Here is a 24,446-nt window from a genome sequence, read left to right as displayed (position 1 = left end):
TCAATTGATAATAATAACTTATTACACCTGCATTTAGCAATAAGTTTTGCTTATGTATACTGATTGAAAAATCAAATCTAATTTAGCCATGTTTCTGGCTCTATCTAGTTGTTTTAAACTACATATAATTATACAATTTAACTAACGGCATATATTAAAAAAATTCAAGGGGGATTTATATGGCTTCTAATATTAAACAGCAAGCGAAAAAATCGTTTGACTTAAATGGGAAATCATACACGTATTATGATTTAAACACTTTAGAAGAACAAGGTTTAACTAAAGTAGCGAAACTGCCATATTCAATTAGAGTATTACTAGAATCTGTTTTAAGACAAGAAGATGGTTTTGTAATTACAGATGAACACATCAAAGCGTTATCTGATTTTACTGAAGGTGCAAAAGGAGAAGTGCCTTTCAAACCTTCACGTGTAATTCTACAAGATTTCACAGGTGTACCTGCTGTCGTAGACTTAGCTTCATTACGTAAAGCCATGAATGATGTAGGTGGCGACTTAAATAAGATCAATCCAGAAGTGCCTGTTGATTTAGTTATCGACCACTCAGTACAAGTAGATAGCTATGCTAATCCAGAAGCACTAGAACGAAATATGAAATTAGAGTTTGAAAGAAACTATGAACGTTACCAGTTCTTAAATTGGGCAACTAAAGCATTTAATAATTATAGTGCTGTTCCACCAGCAACGGGTATCGTACACCAAGTTAACTTAGAATACCTAGCTAACGTTGTGCATGCACGTGAAGTTGATGGTGAAACTGTTGCATTCCCAGATACATTAGTTGGTACCGATTCACATACGACAATGATTAACGGTCTTGGCGTATTAGGTTGGGGTGTCGGTGGTATTGAAGCCGAAGCTGGTATGTTAGGTCAACCTTCATACTTCCCAATTCCTGAAGTTATTGGTGTTAGACTATCAAATGCTTTACCACAAGGTGCTACTGCAACGGACTTAGCATTACGTGTAACACAAGAGTTACGTAAAAAAGGCGTTGTAGGCAAATTTGTTGAGTTCTTCGGTCCAGGTGTACAACATTTACCATTAGCTGACCGTGCAACAATTGCTAATATGGCTCCTGAATACGGTGCTACTTGTGGTTTCTTCCCAGTAGATGAAGAAGCATTAAAATATATGCGTTTAACAGGTCGTTCTGAAGAACAAATTGACTTAGTTAAAACATATTTAGAAGAAAATAGCATGTTCTTTACTGTAGAAAAAGAAGATCCTGAGTACACAGATGTTGTAGAACTTGATTTAGCTACTGTTGAAGCTTCATTATCAGGTCCTAAACGTCCACAAGATTTAATCTTCTTGAGTGACATGAAAAAAGAATTCGAAAAATCAGTAACTGCACCAGCGGGTAACCAAGGTCATGGTTTTGATAAGAGTGAATTTGATAAAACTGCAACAATTGAATTTAAAGATGGCACTTCAACAACTATGAAGACGGGTGATTTAGCGATCGCTGCGATTACTTCATGTACGAATACATCTAACCCATATGTTATGTTAGGTGCTGGGCTTGTTGCTAAAAAAGCAGTTGAAAAAGGTCTTAAAGTACCTGAATATGTTAAAACATCATTAGCTCCAGGTTCAAAAGTTGTTACTGGTTATTTAAGAGATTCTGGTTTAAATGAATATCTTGATGACTTAGGATTCAACCTTGTTGGTTATGGTTGTACAACATGTATCGGTAACTCTGGTCCATTATTAGAAGAAATTGAAAAAGCGATTGCTGAAGAAGATTTACTTGTTACTTCTGTTTTATCAGGTAACCGTAACTTTGAAGGTCGTATTCATCCATTAGTTAAAGCTAACTATTTAGCATCACCACAATTAGTGGTTGCTTATGCTTTAGCTGGTACAGTAGATATTGACTTACAAAATGAACCACTTGGTAAAGGTAAAGATGGCGAAGATGTATATCTAAAAGATATTTGGCCATCAATCAAAGAAGTTTCAGACACAGTTGATACTGTTGTTACACCAGATTTATTTAAAGAAGAGTACGAAACTGTATATAACAATAACGAAATGTGGAATGAAATTGATGTAACAGATCAACCTTTATATGATTTTGATCCAGAATCAACTTATATCCAAAATCCTTCATTTTTCCAAGGTTTATCTAAAGAACCAGGAACAATTGATTCATTAAATAATTTACGAGTAATGGGTAAATTTGGTGATTCTGTAACGACAGACCATATTTCTCCAGCAGGTGCGATTGGTAAAGATACACCAGCAGGTAAATATTTAATTGAACATGGCGTGCCAATTCGTCAATTTAACTCATATGGTTCTCGTCGTGGTAACCATGAAGTTATGGTGCGGGGTACATTTGCGAATATTCGTATTAAAAACCAACTTGCACCTGGTACTGAAGGTGGCTATACTACTTACTGGCCTACAGGTGAACAAATGTCTATATTTGATGCAGCTATGAAATATAAGGAAAACGGTACTGGATTAGTTGTATTAGCAGGTAACGACTACGGTATGGGTTCTTCACGTGACTGGGCAGCCAAAGGTACAAACTTATTAGGCGTTAAAACAGTTATTGCGCAGAGTTACGAACGTATTCACCGTTCAAACTTAGTAATGATGGGCGTATTGCCGCTACAATTCCAAGAGGGCGAATCAGCTGATAGTTTAGGTATCGATGGTACTGAAGTTATCTCTGTAGACATTGATGAAAATGTTAAGCCACACGACTTAGTTAAAGTCCAAGCTAAAAAAGACAATGGTGAGGTAATTGAATTTAAAGCTATTGCTCGTTTCGACTCAAATGTAGAAATGGATTACTATCGTCATGGTGGTATCTTACAACTTGTATTAAGAAATAAACTAGCTGGACAACAATAAAAAAACAAACCTGTATAATAAGTTTACTGATGGACTGGCCATATGCTAGTCCATCTTTTTTATGTTAATATTTAAGGTATGATATGTATCAGTAGAAATATTGAAAAGAGGATGCAAAAATGATTTACAGTATGACACAAATTGAAGCACGTTATTCAGAAACTGATCAAATGGGTGTAATCTATCATGGTAATTATCCTACGTGGTTTGAAGTAGCAAGAACAGATTATATTTCTAAACTAGGTTTTAGTTATAAGGATATGGAAGATAGTGGTATTATTTCGCCAGTAATCGATTTAGATATCAAGTATATTAAATCGATCTTTTATCCGGAAAAAGTAACAATAAAAACATGGGTTGAAAGATATTCACGTTTGCGATCCATATATAAATATGAAATCTATAATGAAGCAGGGGAACTTGCAACAACAGGTTCAACGGCATTGACTTGTATAAAAAAAGAAGATTTCAAACCAATTAGATTAGATAAATATTTCCCTGAGTGGCATGCAACTTATAGTGAAGTTGATAAAAGAAACAAGGCTGGAGAGTGCTTAGAGGTCATAAACGGCTTATAAAACGAAGTGGTTAATATCTATATCTATATATAATAAAAAGCGTCTGACACTTGAGCCAGGCGCTTTTTATTATATAGGTTATTTTGTAGCATATGAAATTTCATCAATGCCATCATTTACGTCAATAAATAAATTATGGTCTTCAAAATACCATAAATCTTTTTCAGCAATTACGACATCTAAACCGTCGTAATGATTTTCATAACCAATTTCAACATCCTCTTTTTTGTCAACGCTAAATGCAGGACTGAATCCTTGTTTTAATTGGAATTCGCCACCATAACGTACAAAGAATTGTAAGACTTTGTCACCTTCAGGTAATTCAAGTTCTTCTTTAAACCAAGACACGGCATTATTTGAAAGTTCTATTTCCATAATAAAAGTCTCCTTTCGGTTCACAAGTACTTAACTTATGACTATTGGCAACCAAATTGAATTAGTATTTTTATATATTACCCACTTTCAGTAATATTAAAAGTAGTATAACATAATTTTTCAATTAGTTATGTCAAATCATTCTACAATGCGGAGAAATATATATAACGCATGATAATGATACATATAAGTAGTATAATAGAATTAATGATCATAAAGCTGTGTTTAAATCTTACGATTCAATATGTGATATAAAAAAGCTGGAGGCATTAACGCCCCAGCTCAAATTTTGTTTACAACATATTATTTTGTAGAAAGACTATTGTAATAGTTACATCCATTTAATTTTAGGTTCTTCACCCTTAAATATCCTTACAATATTAGTTCGATGTCTAATAATGAGCAATACACCGACACCAATACTAACAATAAATAGGATATAGTCTCGAATTAATAATGCACCAATGACGCAACAAATAGATGCAATGATACTTGATAACGATACATATTTTGTTAAATATAATATTCCAAAGAAAATTGCTGCTAATATTAATAATAAGACAGGATTGACACCTAGTATGACACCAGCACTTGTTGCAACGGCTTTTCCGCCTTTGAATCCAAGATAAACTGGATATACATGGCCTAAAATTGCAAAAGCACCAACAATAAGTCCATTTGTGAAAAATGTAGTTATTGGGCCTTCAGCTTGGACAGGTAACCATAGTGGAAAGAACACTACAATGAACCCTTTAAATATGTCTAGGAAAGTTACAAGAAATCCAGCAGGTTTTCCTAATACTCTAAAGCTGTTTGTTGCCCCAGTGTTACCACTTCCGAATTGACGGATATCTTTTTTGAAAAATAGTTTACCTATTACATAGCCACTTGGGAAAGCACCGATAAGGTAACTTAGTATTAACATGATTACAATCATCATATATAATCCACATCCTTTAATGACATTAAAATTATTTTACCATATAAGCATAGGATAATACGAATGAAAATTTAAAATGGGTATTATTTCTCAATTGAAAATTCATTTGATACTTGCATTTTATCAAGATTTATATAAGAATAACTAATGTATAGTTTTAAAAACGAACGTACGTTTGTAGGAGGGCGAAACGATTGGCAATGAATAAGAAAAATAATTATTCGGATGATTCCATTCAGGTACTTGAGGGATTAGAGGCCGTAAGAAAAAGACCTGGGATGTATATTGGTTCTACCGATAAACGTGGATTACATCATCTAGTATATGAAGTTGTCGATAATTCCGTCGATGAAGTATTAAATGGTTTTGGTAGCGAAATCCAAGTTACAATTAATAAAGATGAAAGCATTACAATTGAAGATAATGGTCGTGGGATGCCAACAGGTATACATACATCTGGAAAACCTACAGTACAAGTCATTTTCACAATACTTCATGCTGGTGGAAAATTTGGACAAGGCGGATATAAAACATCAGGTGGATTACATGGTGTTGGTGCATCCGTTGTTAATGCATTAAGTGAATGGTTAGAAGTAGAAATATACAGAGATGGCAATATCTATACTCAAAGTTTTGCACAAGGTGGTAAACCAACAACTGGTTTGGTTAAACACGGGAAGACTAAAAAGACTGGAACTAAGGTGACATTTAAACCAGATCCAGAGATATTTAAATCAGCAACATCTTTTAATTATGATGTTTTAAGTGAGCGACTTCAGGAGTCAGCTTTTTTACTTAAGCGTCTTAAAATAACATTGAAAGACTTAAGAGCTGGAAAAGAACGTGAAGATGTTTTTCACTATGAAGATGGTATTAAAGAATTCGTTGCTTATGTTAATGAAGGAAAAGAAGTTTTACATGATGTAGCCGACTTTTCTGGGGAAGCTAATAATATCGAAGTTGAAGTTGCATTCCAATACAATGATCAATATTCAGAAGGTATTTTGAGCTTCGTTAATAATGTGCGTACAAAAGACGGGGGTACACATGAAGTTGGCTTCAAATCTGCAATGACACGTGTATTTAATGATTATGCACGCCGTATTAATGAACTAAAAGAAAAAGATAAAAATTTAGATGGAAATGATATTAGAGAAGGGTTAACAGCTATTATTTCCATCCGTATTCCGGAAGAGTTACTTCAATTTGAAGGACAAACAAAGTCTAAATTGGGTACACCAGAAGCTAGAAGTGCAGTGGATTCTGTAGTAGCAGACAAACTTCCATATTATTTAGAAGAAAAAGGTCAGTTATCAAAATCACTTGTTAAAAAAGCGCTGAAAGCACAACAAGTTAGAGAAGCTGCGCGTAAAGCTCGTGAAGATGCACGTTCCGGTAAGAAAAATAAACGTAAAGATACTTTACTTTCAGGTAAATTAACGCCAGCTCAAAGTAAAAATACTGAGAAGAAAGAACTTTATCTTGTTGAGGGTGACTCAGCAGGTGGTTCAGCAAAATTAGGTAGAGATCGTAAATACCAGGCTATTCTGCCTTTAAGAGGTAAAGTCATTAACACAGAAAAAGCACGTCTAGATGACATATTTAAAAATGAAGAAATTAATACGATTATTCATACTATTGGTGCTGGTGTTGGAAATGAATTTAAAATTGAAGATAGTAATTATAACAGAATAATTATTATGACTGATGCGGATACGGATGGTGCACATATACAAGTACTGTTATTAACATTTTTCTTTAAATATATGAAATCACTTGTAGAAGCTGGAAGGGTATTTATTGCCTTACCCCCCCTCTATAAATTAGAAAAAGGGAAAGGCCCCTCAAGAAAAATCGAATACGCATGGACTGATGAAGAATTAGAAAAATTACAAAAAAAATTAGGCAAAGGTTTCTCATTACAACGTTATAAAGGTTTAGGTGAAATGAACGCTGATCAATTATGGGAAACGACAATGAACCCAGATACAAGAACACTCATCAGAGTTCAAGTTGAAGATGAATTACGTTCTTCTAAACGTGTAACAACATTAATGGGTGACAAAGTTGCGCCTAGACGTGAATGGATAGAAAACCATGTTGAATTTGGATTACAAGAAGAACAAAGTATATTAGACAATAATGAAATCCAAATTTTAGAACAGGAACATCCTAATGAGGAGGAAATCAATTGAGTGAAATAATTCAAGATTTATCGCTAGAAGATGTTATTGGCGATCGTTTTGGTAGATATAGTAAATACATCATTCAAGAGCGTGCATTGCCAGACGTTCGTGATGGGCTCAAACCTGTTCAAAGACGTATTTTGTATGCTATGTATTCTAGTGGTAACACATATGATAAAAATTTCCGTAAAAGTGCTAAAACAGTCGGTGACGTAATTGGACAGTATCACCCTCATGGCGACTCATCTGTGTATGATGCTATGGTAAGACTCAGTCAGGGATGGAAGCTGCGTCATGTGCTCATAGAAATGCAAGGGAATAACGGTAGTATCGACAATGACCCGGCTGCAGCAATGCGTTATACAGAAGCTAAGTTAAGTCGTATTTCTGAAGAACTTTTAAGAGATATTAATAAAGAAACAGTACCATTCATGCCAAACTATGATGATACTACTTTGGAACCGATGGTATTACCAGCAAGGTTACCTAATTTATTAATTAACGGAAGTACGGGTATTTCTGCTGGTTATGCAACAGATATTCCACCACATAATTTGGGTGAGGTGATTCAGGCTACACTTAAATTTATCGATAATCCTGATATCACAGTAGCTCAGTTGATGAAGTATGTTAAAGGACCAGATTTCCCAACAGGTGGCATTATACAAGGTATAGATGGTATAAAAAAAGCTTATGAAACTGGTAAAGGTAAAATTATTGTTCGTTCAAAAGTCGAAGATGAAGAATTAAGAAATGGCAGAAAGCAATTAATTGTTACTGAAGTCCCATATGAAGTGAATAAGAGTTCACTTGTTAAAAAGATGGATGAATTACGTGCTGATAAAAAAGTGGATGGTATTGTTGAGGTAAGAGATGAGACAGACCGTACTGGATTACGTATTGCCATTGAATTGAAAAAGGACGTAAATAGTGAAGCTGTATTAAATTACTTATACAAAAATACAGATTTACAAGTTGCTTATAACTTTAATATGGTTGCTATTAGTGAAGGTAGACCAGTATTAATGGGGATTCGTCAATTTATTGATAGTTATTTAAATCATCAAATTGATGTTGTGACTAAACGTACACGTTATGAATTAGATCATGCTGAAAGCAGAATGCATATTGTTGAAGGTCTTATGAAAGCATTATCTATTTTAGATGAAGTTATCAAGTTAATTAGAGCTTCTAAGAATAAAAAAGATGCTAAAGACAACTTAGTCGCTGAATTTGATTTTACAGAGGCACAGGCCGAAGCGATCGTAACACTACAATTATATCGTTTAACGAACACAGATATTGTGCAACTACAAGAAGAGCACGATGAATTAAAATCACTAATTGGACGTTTAAAAAATATTTTAGATGATCATAGTGCACTTTTAAATGTAATAAAAGAAGAATTAACAGAAATTCGCAATCGTTTTAAACAAGGGCGTTTGTCTTCAATAGAAGCAGAGATTTCTGAAATTAAAATTGATAGAGAAGTTATGATTCCTAGTGAAACGGTTATTATGAGTGTTACAAAACACGGTTATATAAAACGCACTTCATTACGTAGTTATAATGCCAGTGGCGTAAATGAAATTGGTGTAAAAGACGGTGATGTACTTATGAAACATCAAGAAGTCAATACACTTGATACTGCATTGGTCTTTACTAATAAAGGGCGTTATCTATTTATTCCAGTACATAAATTAGCTGAAATTAAATGGAAAGAATTAGGTCAACATGTTTCTCAAATTGTGCCACTTGATGAAGGTGAATTTATCATCGATGCGTATTGTGAAAGTGATTTTAAACCAGACGCATTTTATATTTTAGCTACGCGTCATGGAATGATTAAACGCAGTAATGTTTCTATGTTTAAAACATCACGATTCAATAAACCTCTCGTTGCAATGAAAGTGAAAGATGATGACGAAATTATTAATGTCATGCGCATAGACTCTACTCAATTAATTACTGTTATTACAAACAAAGGTATGTCATTAACCTATAGTAGTGATGAACTCTCTGATACAGGATTGAGAGCAGCTGGCGTTAAATCAATTAATCTAAAAGATGAAGACTTCGCCGTGTTAACACAGGTCATTAGTGCAAACAACTCAATTTTAATGGCAACACAACGAGGATCACTAAAACGTATTGGTTTCAAAGTACTACAAACAGCCAAACGTGCACAACGTGGAATTACATTACTGAAAGAATTGAAAAAATCACCGCATCGTATTGTAGCGGCTGACGTAATTCAACCTGAGCACACGACTTACACGATTTATTCTGATAAACAACAAGAATCTGGCGCCATTAAAGATATTCATTTGTCTGAACAATATACAAATGGCAGCTTTATTGTAGATACAAGTGAATTTGGTGAAATTATTGACTTAGAAGTTAATTAGGGGTAATTTTTTAAAAATTATTAGTAAATACAGCTATATGGTGATAAAATACCAGTTAGGTGCAATAAATTATTAAAAAAGAGGTTTATAGCAGTGTGAAAAGTATCGTATTAGGCGTATGACTAGGGCGTACTTTTTCATCATTTTATAAGTGGCATGTAATGAAATGTTACAATTACTTATAAGACTGTCTATAAATCTCTTGCTCTAATTTGAAATTAAATATTACATAGATGAGAGGGATTAAATTGAAAGATTTTGATAGTTTAATTCCAGATTGGTTCAAAGCTTTTGTTCAAGTCGGGAATGATTTAATCTGGTCACAATATCTAATTGGACTTTTAATAACAGCGGGTATATTCTTTACTATCGGCTCTAAATTTGTGCAATTAAGATGGATTCCAGAAATGTTTCGTGCTATTGGTGAAAAACCTGAAACATTAGATAACGGTAAAAAAGGTATTTCTCCATTCCAAGCATTTGCGATAAGTGCTGGTTCTAGGGTTGGTACTGGTAATATAGCGGGTGTTGCTACAGCTATAGTACTTGGTGGTCCTGGTGCAGTCTTTTGGATGTGGGTTATTGCATTTATAGGTGCAGCGAGTGCGTTTATTGAAGCAACTTTAGCACAAGTATACAAAGTGCCTGATGAAGAAGGCGGTTACCGTGGTGGACCAGCTTATTACATAACTAAAGGTTTAAATCAAAAATGGTTAGGTATCGTGTTTGCTGTATTAATTACGGTTACTTTTGCTTTTGTATTTAATACAGTTCAATCTAATACAATTGCTGAATCATTGAAAACACAATATAATGTAGATCCTATAATAACAGGCATTATTTTAGCGGTACTTACTGCTATCATTATATTTGGTGGTGTACGTAGTATCGCCAATTTATCTTCAGTTATTGTACCTGTTATGGCTATTATTTATATCGGTTTAGTTCTAGTGATTCTTATCATGAACTATGATCAAATTATTCCAATGATTTCTACAATTATTAAAAGTGCATTTGGATTTGAACAAGTAACAGGTGGTGCAGTTGGTGCTGCCATACTACAAGGTGTAAAACGTGGTCTATTTTCTAATGAAGCTGGTATGGGTTCTGCGCCTAACGCAGCAGCGACAGCAGCACCACCACACCCTGTTAAACAAGGTTTAATTCAAGCACTCGGTGTATTCTTTGACACGATGCTAGTTTGTACAGCAACGGCTATTATGATATTGCTTTATAGCGGTTTAGAGTTTGGTGAAAATGCATCACAAGGTGTTGCCGTAACGCAATCAGCTTTAAATGAGCATCTTGGTAGTGCTGGTGGTATATTCTTAACGATTGCCATTACACTCTTTGCATTTTCTTCAGTAGTTGGTAATTATTACTACGGCCAATCTAATATTGAGTTCTTATCAAAAAATAGAACAATATTATTTATCTTTAGATGTTTAGTTGTCGTATTAGTGTTTGTTGGTGCAGTAATTAAGACAGAAACTGTTTGGAGTACTGCAGATGTATTTATGGGATTGATGGCGATTGTCAACTTAGTAGCAATCATAGGTCTTTCAAACATTGCATTTGCTGTTATGAACGATTACCAACATCAACGTAAAGCTGGCAAAAAACCAGTTTTCAAACCAGAAGAATTAGAAATCAATTTATTTGGTATTGAAAGTTGGGGCATGAAAAAATAATCAAATTGATAATTAGTTCATAAATATCAAAGCTTAAAGCGTCTTTTAAGATTGTCACGATAAAGTGACATCTTAGAGGCGTTTTTTGTTTTTTTAATCAACTCGTAAGGCATATTTATTAATTAGAATAGAATAATTCTTTCATTTTATAATTAGTCACTATATAATATTGAGTAAGATAAAGATAAGGATGATTGATGTGAATGATTTCTTAATAACTAAGGTTCTCAATAATAATGTGATTATTTGTACAAAAGCACAAGCGGAATATGTATTAATTGCAAAAGGCATTGGGTTTAATAAAAAAAGTGGCATGATTTTACAAGAGAATCAAACGATAGAAAAAATATACATATTGGATCAAAAATCACAGCAAGACCATTATAAAACATTAATGGAGCTAGCAAATGATACTTTAATTCAAGCAGTGATAGAAGCAGTTAATATTATTACGAATTCGGAAATGAAGGTAGATAACCAAAAATTAGTCATTTCATTAACCGATCATATTATTTTTGCTTATAAGCGGTTGAAGCAAAATCAGTTGATTAATAATCCTTTTATTGTAGAAACTAAACAGTTGTATAGCAAAGAATACAAAATAGCTGAAAAAGTAATTGAACGTTTAAATCACGTATTGGAGGTTCACTTTCCTGAAGATGAAATTGGTTTTATTGCATTACATATTGCTTCGAATACTGAATCATTGTCCATGCGTGAGATGGATTTAATCAACGAACTGATTAATAAGAGTGTTTTTATTTTAGAAAATGATTTGAAACAAACGATAGATAAGGATACTATTCAATATCAACGTTTTATAAGACATATTCAATTCTTAATTAAACGATTACGAAATGGTGAATCATTAAAGAAAACCAATGCTTTTGAAGCACTACTCAAAGAACAATATCCATTATGTTTTAATATTGCATTGAAAATCATGCGACTTTTACAACAAGAATTGAAAATAAAAGTGTATGAGGCAGAGGTTATCTATTTAACGCTACATGTCTACCACTTTATGGAAAACCATAAATCTTAACAAGATAGTAGTTAAACAGAAAGTCATATATAAAGTGGATTGATAATTGAATGTATAATAAAAACAAACCAGATGCTATATTTGCCATCTGGTTTGTTTTTTGTATTTGTGAATCATATCCATAAATGATAGGCGTCATAGGATATAACAATTTAATTATTTATTAGTTAGCGCTGGCGTGAAGACTGATATGAATGTTTTTGCCATAATATTGTTGGTCATATGTATTTATAGGTTTATTTAGTACAATTTCTATTTGTTTTGGTTGTTTTTGTGAATCTAATTTAGTGAATGCATAGCCACGTTTCTTAGTACCTGAGTCTAACTCATCTACTAGAGTGGTTGATTTTGGCATATTTAATTTTGTTTTTTTATCTAATATGATTTTTACATCACCAGTATATTTTATAGGTACTGGTGTTTCATTTATAACGTCACCAAAATATCCTAAATAAAGGTCATGTGTCTTTGTATTTTCAATTAGTAAATAGGAAAATGCTGTTCTAAAAGTTTTGTTATTTGTTGATGTTATACCTGTTTTAGATGAATGGTTATTTGTATATTTTTGAACTGATTTATAAGTAGTATCATTATTTTTAGAATAAAATGTGCTACCTATCTCAGCTTTAGCAAATATCAGTGGATCTGTCATTTGCTTTTTTGAACTTTTGGTATAACTGTAACCAGCTAAACCGATTAGAAGAATTAATATAATGACTATTGTCTTTTTCAATGAAATGCTCCTATTTTAAGTCGTGTATTATATGTGTAATTATATTATACGATTATAAAATGAATAAATAAAGATGATTAATGAAAAATAATATATTAATTGGTGTAAAACTAAAAGAAAATGATTAATGTTTGTTAATTGTGTGTAATGTAATTATTAAGATTTATAATTTGATTGTAAATTCTATTTACAAGTATATTGAATCATCTTATACTTGGTGTTCTGTCTGATTTGAATTTAGGGGGACGTACGTGTATGAAGTATTATGATGAGGTACCGATAATAAGATCTGTTGCCGCTATGTTAGTTGTGGCGATACATACAGTTAATAGTATAGCTTTGTCAGGAGGGACATTTACATCAGATGGCTTAGGTTACGTTAACCAAATAGCAAGGTTAGGAACGCCTATATTTGCTGTAATAAGTGCGTTTTTATTAACAATCTCAGTAGTGAATAAAGGGTTTAATTTAGATTATTTTGTTAAATCACGTTTTAGTAAAATATTTATTCCTTATATCATTTGGACAGTATTTTACTTATTATATAGAGCCTTTTATTTACATAATCTTGAAGATGATGGGAAATTATTGAATTACTTTGTGTATGGAAAAGCAAATTTCCACTTGTATTTTATTTTGACTGTTATTCAGTTTTACTTTTTATTTCCGTTATTACAGAAAATCAAAAAAGGTTGGCCTATTATTATAGTGTATATATTAGCGACAATCGCTAATATCATTTGGATTAGAATGGGGCCAGTTTCATTAGGTGGCGGTGGTGTCGAACGTTTTGTGAATGATAAATTATTCATTATGAATTGGATATCATTCTTTATGTTAGGTATTGTATATGCTAAATTTTACAATGAAATTAGAATCCTCATCTTTAAGCACAAAGCCATATTATCTACTATTATAGGTATATTATTTATCGATTTCCTATTGAGTATTGATTTGGATCATTTACAAAGTTCAATTACTGTGTCGAATATGATTTATATTCCATTTTTCATTGTGTTTCTAAATTATTTATATGAACATGTTAAAAAGAATCACACCATTTTAAAAACCTTAACCTTAATTGGTAATTATTCTATGGGAATTTATTTAGTGCATTACGTTGCAATTCAATTCGTAAAACGTTTGCCTATAATTGAAGATATCGTGCCACAAAGTAAATTTATGGGCGTATTTATATTAACAGTAGCAGTATCTGTATTGATTGTTTATCTAATAGGTAAAATCCCCTATGGTAACTATATTGTTCCAATTCCAAAGAAAAAAGCAACGCAAACCACAGATGTAGACAAAAAGAAAGTTACTCAAAGCAAAAACACACCTAATTATAATTCATGAGCATATTATAAAATAAAGTCTGAAGCATTGATGATAAATGTTTCAGGCTTTTTTATGCGAAAAAGAGTATGACAATGGTTTTATATTATTGGGGATATATTTAAACTAGAATTATTAAGACGTATGAATTAGGGTACATATATGTTATAAAAATAGATATGTGAAATGTTAATAATGTGATATGATGAGGATTAGTAATTAAGACGATTAAAGCATTCTATGATATAATTTTGTACAGTATTTTTTATCTGGTAGATTATATGATTATAATTTTTAAGAATTAAGTTAAGGTATGGTGAGTTATATATGTCGAATGAAGACAATGTTAGACAAGAAACAAAAAATAAAAAAGAAAAATTGAGACTTAGTTTTCCAGAGACCCGCTTCATGAAATTTATGGGAGGCAAAGATTTATTATTCGCCTTAATCATGCTGATACTCATTGGTATTGCGATATTTATATTTGATCAAGTATCCTATATATTTAAACCATTTATCATTGTATTTAATACGATTGTAGCACCGATTATTGTATCCATCATTCTATACTATTTATTCAATCCATTAGTCAATTTGATGGAACGCTATAATATATCACGTCTTTGGGGCGTTATTATTTTATTCCTAGTTATTATTGGGGTTATCGCGTTAGCAATTAATTTATTGATACCAGTCATTGGTACTCAATTTAAAAGTTTCGGTAATAATTTTCCGCATTATGTAGATAAAGTGAATCAATTTATTGATAATCTTACTAGAAATTCCTTGATTTCTAACTTTTATGGACAAATACAAGAACAATTAGATGCTTTAGCTAACAAGGTACCATCAATGGTTTCTGATTATTTTAATGGTTTCGGTTCAAAAGTGAAAAACTTTGCTGAAGCTATTGTAAATGTAGGGGTAGTCATTGCCACAACACCATTTGTCTTATTCTTTATGTTAAAAGATGGCCATCATTTCAAAGAATATTCTACGAAATTAATGCCACCAAAATTCAGAAAAGATTATCATGATTTATTAGACAAAATGAGTGTACAAGTTGGATCTTATATCCAAGGACAGATTATTGTTTCATTTTGTATCGGTATTTTACTATTTATTGGTTATAGTATTATCGGATTAGATTATAGTTTAATTTTAGCATCTATAGCTGCTGTGACGAGTGTTGTACCATATTTAGGGCCTACAATTGCAATTTCTCCAGCTATCATTATTGCTTTAATTACTTCTCCAATTATGCTCTTGAAATTAATCATAGTATGGACTGCAGTTCAATTTATAGAAGGTCACTTCATATCGCCTAATATTATGGGTAAAACGCTGAAGATTCACCCACTCACAATTATCTTTATCTTATTGAGTGCAGGTAATGTTTTAGGTGTTGTTGGTGTCATCTTAGGTATTCCAGCCTACGCTATATTAAAAGTTTTAGTGTCACATTTATATTCAATGTATAAACGCAGATATAATAAATATTATGGCGATGATGCAGGTGAATATGAAATTACAAACGATGAACAAATACGCTAGAATTTACAACTGAATACTTCATTATTCATCATACATGTAAGAGATTGATAAATGAGTCTGGGACAAAAATAGGTGTCTCGGACTCTTTTTCATTTAGGAAATAGCTAACGGAATTAAAAATGTAAAGTTTCACTTGTTTAAAGAAACGATTTTTCATTTTTACGGGCCTAACAATTATGTTAGAAGTTATTATTAAAATTTTATTTCTTATATATTATTATTGTGCTATATTTTTTATTGAGCTTAGATTATTAAAAAGTGAAGTGAAAACATGTCTAAAGAAATGAGAAGTAGATTATTTTCTATTTTAAAAGTTGTGTTTGCGGTGGCCTTATTTAGTATCGTAGTGTTTACTTTATATAAGGAATTGTCGCATATTAATATTAAAGAAACGATTCAGTCGTTTGGAAAAATTAATCGTGTATGGTTAGTCGCCTTATTTGTAATTGGCGGGGCATCCATTATTGTACTTTCGATGTATGATGTCATATTAGCGAAATCATTAAATTTAAAGATTTCTTTATTAAAAACGATACGTGTTGGGTATATTGTCAATGCGCTTAATGCTGTCGTAGGTTTTGGTGGTTTTATTGGCGCAAGCGTGCGTTTTTTATTTTACAAAAATGCCACCGATGATAAAAGAGCGTTACTGCATACGATTTCTATTGTATTGATTTCTATGTTAACAGGGTTAAGTTTATTATCCATTTTAGTAGTCATCCATGTATTTGATGTATCACATCTATTTACACCATACCCATGGATTAAATGGCTAATGTATGTTGTAGCCTTGTTCTTACCGGTGTTTGTAATTTTTACGATTTTACGACCAGTACAAGAAAATCAAAAGTTATTAGGTGTTTATTGTACGATTGTATCAAGTGTTGAATGGCTTGTTGCGGCACTCGTTTTATATATGGCTTTAACAATAGTAGGAGTTCATGTACCAATCTCAATATTTATGGGCATATTTATCATTGCAGCTTTATCAGGACTTATCAGTTTTATACCTGGTGGATTTGGTACATTTGATTTAGTAGTATTACTTGGGCTTAAGCATTTGAATATAGATGAAGAATCTATAGTTTTAGGGTTATTACTTTATCGTTTTGCGTATTATCTATTTCCTGTGCTCGTTGCTTTAATTTTATCTACATTTGAATTTCGTGGTACAGCTAAACGCTACTGGGAAGATGCAAGAATACTTGTTCCGGTGAGAGATATGACATCATTATTATCATCTTACCAAAAGGATATTATTGCACGTGCACCCTCGTTTTCAATTGCTATTTTATTAATGTTTACGAGTCTATTATTTTTCTTGAATAATCTAACTATTATCTACGATGGACTATATGATCCGAATCACTATATCTATTACATTATCGTATCGGTTCACACATGTGCATGCTTATTATTACTTTTAAATGTGGTAGGTGTATATCGCTTATCTAAACGTGCCATTTTATTTTCGATTATTTCTATTATATTAATTTTTATTGTAACAGCCTATACGTATGCTTCATTTATATTACTTAGTTGGCTTGTTGTAATGTTAATTTTATTGTTCATTTTTTACAGAAGAGCACGAGTTATAAAACGTCCATTTAGATATTTAAAATTATGCTTAAGTTTTATAATGGGTGCGCTCGTACTTTATATTAATCATATTGTTATTGCGAGTACGTTTTATACATTAGACATTTATCACATTGAGATAGACACCTCTATTTTGAGATATTATTTCTGGTTTACTATCTTATTGGTAGCGGTTATTGTTGGTCTGATTGTTTGGTGGTTTGAATATCGTTATAGAATATCTAATACACGAGAAGATACTAAAATATGTGCGTCTATTGTAAAACAATACGGTGGTAATTATTTAAGTCATCTTATGTATAGTGGCGATAAAAAATTTTTTATTAATGAAAATGAAGATGCCTTTATAATGTATCGTTATCAACGCAATGCATACATTGTACTTGGAGATCCTATAGGTAATCCCCAATCTTTCTATAGTTTACTAGAGTCTTTCTATCAAGAAGCAGAGTATCTTGGCTATGATATTATTTTTTATCAAGTAACGGATAGAAATATGTCTCTTTATCACAGTTTCGGTAATCAATTCTTTAAATTAGGTGAAGAAGCGGTTATCGATTTGAATGAATTTACGATTTCTGGTAAGAAAAAACGTGGTTTACGGGCAACTTTAAATAAGTTAGATGATTTAAAATATACTTTTGAAGTTATAGAACCTCCATTTACGCAAGCTTTAATTACGGATTTGAAAACAATTAGTGATGAATGGCTCGCCGATAAAAAAGAAATGCATTTTTCAGTAGGTAGTTTCAATGAATCGTACTTATCAAAAGCACCCATTGCAATTATAAAAGACAGTGATGGACTTATTATTGCATTTTGTACGTTGATGCCAACTTATTATAAAGGAACGATTTCTGTTGATCTCATACGTTGGAAACCAGATTGCACATTGCCATTAATGGATGGTTTATATTTAAATATGTTGTTATGGTCACAAAAACAAAATTATCAACATTTTAATATGGGAATGGCTACGTTATCGAATGTAGGTCAATTACCTTATTCATTTTATGGAGAACGTATTGCAGGTCGTGTTTTCGAACATTTTAATGGTTTATATAGATTTCAAGGTTTGAGAAAATATAAAGAGAAATTTAATCCAAATTGGGAGCCAAGGTTTCTTGTTTATAGAAAACGTCATTCCTTATGGCTTAGTATGATAAAAGTAATGCGTGTCATTAGAAAACATAAATAATATGAATGACAAAACACCCCACATGTGCTCAGCATGTGGGGTGTTTTTAGGAGTTGATAGTGCTTAATGGTTTTTGTGTAATTAATTACTGGAGAAGTTATTAATTACATTAATAAACTAACTATAAAATTTCTAAATATCATTTTGACTCTAACTATGAATTTAACATTACCTTGTTACTTAAGGTATAACCATAATATACCACCAATAGAAAACGCTTTCAACAAGGTATTACCATATTATTTCTTTTCTTTTTAACATATTATCTCTATATATTCTTTTTAAATATTAAAGGTATTATTACACTATGAATCTAATGTTATCTATTCGAAATGATTTTTATTGTAGCTAAATAGCTATCCTAATTATTTATGTTATATCAATAATAACAATTTTAAGCATTATAATTATAGTGTGAAAAAATAATTAAATAACAAGTTTATGAAAATAGACTATTAAATAGTAAAATCTTATGTTAACATGAAAACGGTTACATAAAAGAGGTGAAACATGGCAACGATTAAAGATGTAGCGACTTTAGCAGGATGTTCTGTAGCAACTGTCTCAAGGGCAATTAATAACAATGGTTATGTTAAGGCAAAAACACGACTTCATATAGAAGAAGCAATTGCCGAATTAAACTACCAACCAAATGAAGCAGCACGCACATTATATAAAAGAAAGTCTAAACTAATAGGTTTATTACTGCCGGATATGAGTAATCCTTTTTTTACACTTATCGCTCGTGGCGTTGAAGATGTTGCTTTAGCACATGGTTACCAAGTACTTATTGGTAATAGTGAGAATGATATAAAAAAAGCACAAGACTACTTAGCAACATTCGTATCACACAATTGTACAGGCATGATATCTACAGCATTTAATGAAAATATTATCGAGAACACACTGACTGATCATCACATTCCATTTGTTTTTATAGATCGTATTAATAATGAGCATAATGGGATTTCAACGAATCACTTTAAAGGTGGTCAACTTCAGGCAGAGGTAGTACGAAAAGGTAAGGGTAAAAACGTTTTAATCGTACATGAAAATTTATTAATCGATGCATTTCATCAACGCGTCCAAGGTATTAAGTACATATTAGATCAACAGCGTATCGATTATAAAATGTTAGAAGCAACGTTATTAGATAATGATAAAAAATTTATTGACTTAATTAAGGAACTTAGCATCGACAGTATTATTTGTAGTAATGATTTATTAGCGATAAACGTTTTAGGCATTGTACAAAGATATCATTTTAAAGTTCCAGCAGAAATACAAATTATTGGATATGATAATATTCCATTTTCAGAAATGACCTATCCACAAATTACTACTATAGATCAATCAGCATATCATTTAGGTGAAATTGCCGTTTCCCAACTATTAGGTTTGAATACGGATAATTTAACAAACAACCATAAGCAATTGGCACTTGCAGTTAAACATAGAGGAAGTACACGTAATTAAATGACATTATGTAACGGGTTACATATAAGGAGGTAAATTTTATGTATAAAACAGGGATATTAAATAGCGATATTTCAAAATTACTTAGTGATTTAGGTCATACAGATGAAATTATGATTGCTGATTGTGGTCTTCCAATTCCAAACGGTGTTAAAAAAATAGATTTAGCATTGGATTTTGGTAAACCATCATTCTTAGATGTATTTCATATTGTGAAATCGCATATGGCCATCGAAAAAATGACTTTAGCAAGTGAAATGAAAACTGAAAATGAATCACTTTATAACGTTTTAAAAGAAGAAGAAATTAAATTGACTACTGAATCCCATGAATTATTAAAGCAACATAGTAAGCATGTAAAAGCTATCATTCGTACGGGTGAAGCGAAACCTTATGCGAATGTCATATTAGCTAGTGACGTTTTATTTTAAAGGAGGGATCAATGGATGATTGAAATGAAGAATATTTATAAATCTTTTGGTCAGAATGATGTTCTTAGAGGTGTGGATTTTGATATTGCGGATGCCGAAGTTCATGCATTGATGGGGGAGAATGGTGCCGGCAAAAGTACGTTAATGAAAATTTTAACCGGCGTTTATGAAGCAAATGGTGGACAAATTTTAGAAGATGGTAAACCACTTCAATTTAAAAATACAAAAGACGCTGAGCAACATGGTGTGTCATTTATTCAACAAGAATTAAATATTTGGCCTAATTTAACGGTTTTAGAAAACCTATTTTTAGGTAAAGAACCAACGAAGTTTTTAGGGATAATTGATCATAAAGTGATGAGAAAGCAAGCGTTGGAAATATTTAACAATTTAAATATACAGCTTGATTTGAATCAAATGGCTGGGACGTTATCAGTAGGTATGCGACAAATGTTAGAAATTAGTAAAGCATTAATGCAAGATTCTAAAGTCATTATTATGGACGAACCAACGGCAGCTTTAACGACTAGTGAGATTGAAGTGTTATTCACACAAATTAATAAATTAAAATCTAAAGGTGTTTCATTTATTTATATTTCACATAGAATGGAAGAAATTTTTAATATTGCAGACCGTATTACAGTGATGAGAGACGGCCGGTCTATATTAACTTCGAACACGCAAGAGACCTCTAATGCAAAAATTGTAAAAGCCATGATTGGTAGAGATTTGTATAACCAGTATCCAGAAAGAAATTATAAGCAAGATGAATTAGTGCTGTCAGTTAATCAGTTAAGTTCTACGGTATATGACTTAAATGATGTACATTTTGAGTTACACAAGGGTGAGATTTTAGGATTCAGTGGACTTATGGGTGCTGGTAGATCTGAAATCATGCGCGTGTTATTTGGCCTAGACAAAGGACAAATGCAAGTAACACTTAATGGTAAAACCATTCACATGAATAATCCTAAGACGGCCATAAAGCACGGGTTAGCGTTTATTACTGAAAATAGAAAAGAAGAAGGTTTAGTTTTACAAGATTCTATTATAGAAAATATTTCATTACCTGCATTGAAAAGTTTTTCAAAGGGTGTTTTTTTAACACCAACAGCGATGAACAATTATACAGAACAGATGATTCAGCGTTTGAATATCAAAGGTGGAAAAGATGATATTTGTATGGATTTATCTGGAGGAAATCAACAAAAGGTTGTTTTGGCTAAATGGATTGCTACTGCACCACACGTTTTGATTTTAGACGAACCAACTAGGGGAATTGACGTTGGCGCAAAACGTGAAATTTATCAATTAATGAATGAACTGACAGAACGTGGTATGTCTATCATTATGATTTCATCAGAATTACCAGAAGTGATAGGAATGAGTGATAGAGTTGCCGTTGTACATGAAGGTAATATTGCAGGTGTTTTAAATAAAAAAGATCTAACTGAGGAACGTATTATGACATTAGCTACAGGAGGGAATATCAATGAAACAATCTAGCTTATCATTTTCATATTTAGAAAAAATTATTCCATTTATTGGTTTAATATTATTAGTCATTATCATTAGTGTATTAAATAGTGCATTTTTAGAACCATCTAATCTGTTTAACTTATTGAGACAAGTTTCTATAAATGGATTAATTGCATTTGGTATGACATTTGTAATTTTAACGGGCGGCATAGACTTATCTGTTGGTTCTACACTAGCGTTATCCAGTGCGCTTATAGCTATTTTAATGGTCTCAGGTGTAGATTCTATGATTGCGCTATTAGTAGGCTGTATTTTTGGTGCGATTTTAGGTGCTATTAACGGGCTTTTAATTACGCTTGGTAAGATGGCACCATTTATAGCGACTTTGGCTACAATGACTGTCTTTAGAGGTTTGACACTGGTTATTACAGATGGCAATCCAATTACTAATTTAAATGGCAGCTATGCCTTTCAATTATTTGGACGAGGTTATTTTTTAGGTATTCCAGTTCCAGCAGTGACAATGTTTATTACTTTCATTATTTTGTATATCATTTTACATAAAACAATATTTGGTAGACAAACTTATGCTATGGGTGGTAATGAAAAGGCAGCTTTTATCTCTGGTATTAAAGTGAATAAATTAAAAATCATGATTTATAGTCTAGCTGGTTTAATGTCTGCAATGGCTGGTGCGATTCTCACATCTCGTTTAAACTCAGCGCAGCCAACTGCAGGTATGTCATATGAATTGGATGCAATCGCTGCTGTTGTATTGGGTGGTACATCTTTAACAGGTGGTAAGGGACGTATACTTGGCACATTAATAGGTGTATTAATTATAGGTGTGTTGAATAATGGACTAAATTTATTAGGGGTTTCTTCATTTTACCAACAAGTAGTTAAAGGAGTTGTCATTATTATTGCAGTACTCATTGATAGAAAGAATAAATAAAGTAGGAGGTTTATCATGAAAAAATTATTTTTAAGTATGATGGCAATGATACTGTTGTTAGCTGGTTGTTCTTTAGAGTCTCCTCTAGAAAAGCAAGATAGTGGTAAATCAGACAAGAAAAAATCAGATATTGTGGTTGGTGTAAGTATTTCTACATTGAATAATCCATTTTTTGTGAAAATTAAAGATGGTATATCAGCTGAGGCGAAGAAACAAGGTATTAAGGTTCAATTTGCAGATGCTCAAGACGATGCAGCAAAGCAATCTAATGATATTGATGATTTAATACAGCAAAATGTAGATTATCTTATCGTGAATCCAACTGACTCAGATGCTATTTCGGGTAGTGTTCAAATTGCGAATGATCAAAATATTCCTGTTATCACATTAGATAGAGAGGTTGCTAAAGGAAAAGTTGCTTCGTTTATTGCTTCAGATAATGTTAAAGGTGGAGAAATGGGTGGCAAGCTCATTGTTGATAAATTTGGTAAAGGTACAAAAGTAGTAGAGCTTGAAGGCATACCAGGTGCTAGTGCAACTCGTGAGCGTGGTAAGGGATTCCACAACGTTGCTGATGATGAGTTAGATGTCGTATCAAAACAAAGTGCCAAATTTAATAGAACAGAAGGTCTAAATGTAACGCAAAATATGATTCAAGCGCATCCTGATATTAAAGCAATATTTGCACAAAATGACGAAATGGCTTTAGGGGCTGTTGAAGCGGTTGGTAATAAAGATATTAAAGTTGTTGGATTTGATGGTAATGAAGATGCAATAAAATCTGTTGAAAACAACAAACTATTTGCAACAGTCGCACAACAACCCAATTTAATGGGAGAAGAAAGTATTAAAACGGTTATGGATTTATTTAATGGTAAAAAGTTCAAGAAAAAAATAAGATACCTTTAGAAATGAAAAAATAAAAAATAGGATTTATGAGAAAAAGCCGGATACAGTGATCATCGTACTGTTTCCGGCTTTTTGTTTATTTATCTGTCTGTTGCTTATAATTTTGACGGTCTTGTTGTTCTTTGGCGTAACGTTCTGGATTTTTTTTATAAAAATCTTGATGTTCTGGCTCTGCTTCATAAAATGTAGCAGCAGGTAATACTTGTGTTGCAATAGCTTTATCTTTATCGATTGTTTCTTTGAGTTGTTCAATATATTCTTCGGCAACATTTTTTTGGTCTTCATTGGTATAGAAGATAGCAGTTTTGTACTGTGCACCTCTATCTTGAAATTGTCCGCCTTCATCTGATGGGTCTATTACTGAAAAGAAAATTTCTAATAATTTATTGTATGAAAACAGTGCTACATCATATTCGATTTCAACAGTTTCCAAATGTCCAGTGTTGCCTGTCTTAACTTGCTCATATGAAGGATTATCCACATGTCCTCCCATATAGCCAGAGGTTACGCTTTCAATACCTTCAAATGTGTCGAAGGGTTTAACCATACACCAAAAGCAACCTCCTGCGAAGTAGGCTTTGTTTATATTCATGCTTAACATCCTTTCCGTATTAGACCTTAGTACCATATATTAAGATATTACTTGATTTTTATACACTTTTTATA

Annotated in this window: 18 protein-coding genes; 14 read left to right on the top strand and 4 right to left on the bottom strand. The window is 32.2% G+C overall.

The window, feature by feature from the left end:
* The first annotated feature begins 179 nt into the window (after window positions 1–179).
* A complete protein-coding gene (gene acnA, locus ACP7BT_RS02500) occupies window positions 180–2,888 on the top strand; it encodes an aconitate hydratase AcnA (RefSeq protein WP_002483374.1) in 2,709 nt (902 codons plus the stop codon).
* Between the two features lie 119 nt (window positions 2,889–3,007).
* Window positions 3,008–3,466, top strand: coding sequence for a 1,4-dihydroxy-2-naphthoyl-CoA hydrolase MenI (menI, locus tag ACP7BT_RS02495; protein WP_011303179.1), 459 nt, complete (start codon window positions 3,008–3,010; stop codon window positions 3,464–3,466).
* 78 nt (window positions 3,467–3,544) lie between these two features.
* On the opposite strand, the gene ACP7BT_RS02490 is transcribed toward menI, so the two are convergent.
* Both ACP7BT_RS02490 and plsY read right to left on the bottom strand, forming a co-directional pair.
* A complete protein-coding gene (locus tag ACP7BT_RS02490) occupies window positions 3,545–3,841 on the bottom strand; it encodes a HesB/YadR/YfhF family protein (protein ID WP_002483372.1) in 297 nt (98 codons plus the stop codon).
* Between the two features lie 331 nt (window positions 3,842–4,172).
* Complete coding sequence (gene plsY / locus ACP7BT_RS02485) at window positions 4,173–4,781, bottom strand: glycerol-3-phosphate 1-O-acyltransferase PlsY (RefSeq protein ID WP_002483371.1); 609 nt, start codon at window positions 4,779–4,781, stop codon at window positions 4,173–4,175.
* Between the two features lie 200 nt (window positions 4,782–4,981).
* Here plsY and parE point away from each other — a divergent pair, with 200 nt between their 5' ends.
* The 4 genes from parE (at window position 4,982) to glcT (ending at window position 12,111) form a co-directional block, all read left to right on the top strand.
* On the top strand, window positions 4,982–6,976 hold the full coding sequence (gene parE / locus ACP7BT_RS02480) for a DNA topoisomerase IV subunit B (RefSeq protein WP_426303754.1): 1,995 nt from the start codon (window positions 4,982–4,984) through the stop codon (window positions 6,974–6,976).
* Entirely contained in the window at window positions 6,973–9,375 is a 2,403-nt protein-coding gene (gene parC, locus ACP7BT_RS02475; RefSeq protein WP_041080505.1) for a DNA topoisomerase IV subunit A, read from the top strand. Before parE ends, parC begins: the two co-directional genes overlap by 4 nt.
* 248 nt (window positions 9,376–9,623) lie before the next feature.
* Window positions 9,624–11,066 carry an alanine/glycine:cation symporter family protein gene (locus tag ACP7BT_RS02470; RefSeq protein ID WP_037538464.1) on the top strand — a complete coding sequence of 481 codons (1,443 nt, stop codon included), beginning with the start codon at window positions 9,624–9,626 and terminating at the stop codon, window positions 11,064–11,066.
* A gap of 199 nt (window positions 11,067–11,265) precedes the next feature.
* On the top strand, window positions 11,266–12,111 hold the full coding sequence (glcT, locus tag ACP7BT_RS02465) for a glucose PTS transporter transcription antiterminator GlcT (protein ID WP_011303175.1): 846 nt from the start codon (window positions 11,266–11,268) through the stop codon (window positions 12,109–12,111).
* 163 nt (window positions 12,112–12,274) lie between these two features.
* Here the strand turns inward: glcT and ACP7BT_RS02460 are convergent, their stop codons facing one another.
* On the bottom strand, window positions 12,275–12,844 hold the full coding sequence (locus ACP7BT_RS02460; RefSeq protein ID WP_002483366.1) for a hypothetical protein: 570 nt from the start codon (window positions 12,842–12,844) through the stop codon (window positions 12,275–12,277).
* Window positions 12,845–13,099: 255 nt separating this feature from the next.
* On the opposite strand from ACP7BT_RS02460, the gene ACP7BT_RS02455 reads away from it, so the two are divergent.
* From ACP7BT_RS02455 to ACP7BT_RS02420, 8 genes are all read left to right on the top strand, one after another.
* Complete coding sequence (locus tag ACP7BT_RS02455; RefSeq protein ID WP_041080508.1) at window positions 13,100–14,200, top strand: acyltransferase; 1,101 nt, start codon at window positions 13,100–13,102, stop codon at window positions 14,198–14,200.
* Window positions 14,201–14,506: 306 nt separating this feature from the next.
* Window positions 14,507–15,733, top strand: a complete 1,227-nt coding sequence (locus ACP7BT_RS02450) for an AI-2E family transporter (protein WP_041080509.1) — start codon at window positions 14,507–14,509, stop codon at window positions 15,731–15,733.
* A gap of 271 nt (window positions 15,734–16,004) precedes the next feature.
* On the top strand, window positions 16,005–18,530 hold the full coding sequence (mprF, locus tag ACP7BT_RS02445; protein ID WP_069825866.1) for a bifunctional lysylphosphatidylglycerol flippase/synthetase MprF: 2,526 nt from the start codon (window positions 16,005–16,007) through the stop codon (window positions 18,528–18,530).
* Window positions 18,531–19,040: 510 nt separating this feature from the next.
* Entirely contained in the window at window positions 19,041–20,006 is a 966-nt protein-coding gene (locus tag ACP7BT_RS02440) for a LacI family DNA-binding transcriptional regulator (protein WP_069821963.1), read from the top strand.
* Window positions 20,007–20,047: 41 nt separating this feature from the next.
* Window positions 20,048–20,437 carry a D-ribose pyranase gene (rbsD, locus tag ACP7BT_RS02435; RefSeq protein ID WP_002483361.1) on the top strand — a complete coding sequence of 130 codons (390 nt, stop codon included), beginning with the start codon at window positions 20,048–20,050 and terminating at the stop codon, window positions 20,435–20,437.
* Between the two features lie 15 nt (window positions 20,438–20,452).
* Window positions 20,453–21,943: a sugar ABC transporter ATP-binding protein gene (locus ACP7BT_RS02430; RefSeq protein ID WP_069821964.1), complete on the top strand. Its 1,491-nt coding sequence runs from the start codon at window positions 20,453–20,455 to the stop codon at window positions 21,941–21,943.
* Entirely contained in the window at window positions 21,930–22,871 is a 942-nt protein-coding gene (locus tag ACP7BT_RS02425; RefSeq protein WP_069821965.1) for an ABC transporter permease, read from the top strand. The genes ACP7BT_RS02430 and ACP7BT_RS02425 overlap by 14 nt, the downstream gene beginning before the upstream one ends.
* A 15-nt stretch (window positions 22,872–22,886) precedes the next feature.
* Entirely contained in the window at window positions 22,887–23,780 is an 894-nt protein-coding gene (locus ACP7BT_RS02420) for a substrate-binding domain-containing protein (protein WP_210124563.1), read from the top strand.
* Window positions 23,781–23,856: 76 nt separating this feature from the next.
* Here the strand turns inward: ACP7BT_RS02420 and msrA are convergent, their stop codons facing one another.
* Entirely contained in the window at window positions 23,857–24,372 is a 516-nt protein-coding gene (gene msrA, locus ACP7BT_RS02415) for a peptide-methionine (S)-S-oxide reductase MsrA (protein ID WP_011303165.1), read from the bottom strand.
* Between the last annotated feature and the right edge of the window lie 74 nt (window positions 24,373–24,446).

The sequence above is a fragment of the Staphylococcus sp. Y174-1 genome, from assembly GCF_049897865.1.
In the GTDB taxonomy this organism is placed as follows: domain Bacteria; phylum Bacillota; class Bacilli; order Staphylococcales; family Staphylococcaceae; genus Staphylococcus; species Staphylococcus saprophyticus.
This window is presented reverse-complemented; position numbering and strand designations above follow the sequence as displayed.

Excerpts from the sequence above, each read along its gene's own strand:
- plsY (WP_002483371.1), bottom strand. The coding sequence starts at position 4,781 with ATGATGATTGTAATCATGTTAATACTAAGTTACCTTATCGGTGCTTTC.
- ACP7BT_RS02430 (WP_069821964.1), top strand. The coding sequence starts at position 20,453 with ATGATTGAAATGAAGAATATTTATAAATCTTTTGGTCAGAATGATGTT.
- menI (WP_011303179.1), top strand. The coding sequence starts at position 3,008 with ATGATTTACAGTATGACACAAATTGAAGCACGTTATTCAGAAACTGAT.
- ACP7BT_RS02425 (WP_069821965.1), top strand. The coding sequence starts at position 21,930 with ATGAAACAATCTAGCTTATCATTTTCATATTTAGAAAAAATTATTCCA.
- parE (WP_426303754.1), top strand. The coding sequence starts at position 4,982 with ATGAATAAGAAAAATAATTATTCGGATGATTCCATTCAGGTACTTGAG.
- msrA (WP_011303165.1), bottom strand. The coding sequence starts at position 24,372 with ATGAATATAAACAAAGCCTACTTCGCAGGAGGTTGCTTTTGGTGTATG.
- ACP7BT_RS02450 (WP_041080509.1), top strand. The coding sequence starts at position 14,507 with ATGTCGAATGAAGACAATGTTAGACAAGAAACAAAAAATAAAAAAGAA.
- mprF (WP_069825866.1), top strand. The coding sequence starts at position 16,005 with ATGTCTAAAGAAATGAGAAGTAGATTATTTTCTATTTTAAAAGTTGTG.
- ACP7BT_RS02420 (WP_210124563.1), top strand. The coding sequence starts at position 22,887 with ATGAAAAAATTATTTTTAAGTATGATGGCAATGATACTGTTGTTAGCT.
- ACP7BT_RS02440 (WP_069821963.1), top strand. The coding sequence starts at position 19,041 with ATGGCAACGATTAAAGATGTAGCGACTTTAGCAGGATGTTCTGTAGCA.
- acnA (WP_002483374.1), top strand. The coding sequence starts at position 180 with ATGGCTTCTAATATTAAACAGCAAGCGAAAAAATCGTTTGACTTAAAT.
- ACP7BT_RS02455 (WP_041080508.1), top strand. The coding sequence starts at position 13,100 with ATGAAGTATTATGATGAGGTACCGATAATAAGATCTGTTGCCGCTATG.
- rbsD (WP_002483361.1), top strand. The coding sequence starts at position 20,048 with ATGTATAAAACAGGGATATTAAATAGCGATATTTCAAAATTACTTAGT.
- ACP7BT_RS02490 (WP_002483372.1), bottom strand. The coding sequence starts at position 3,841 with ATGGAAATAGAACTTTCAAATAATGCCGTGTCTTGGTTTAAAGAAGAA.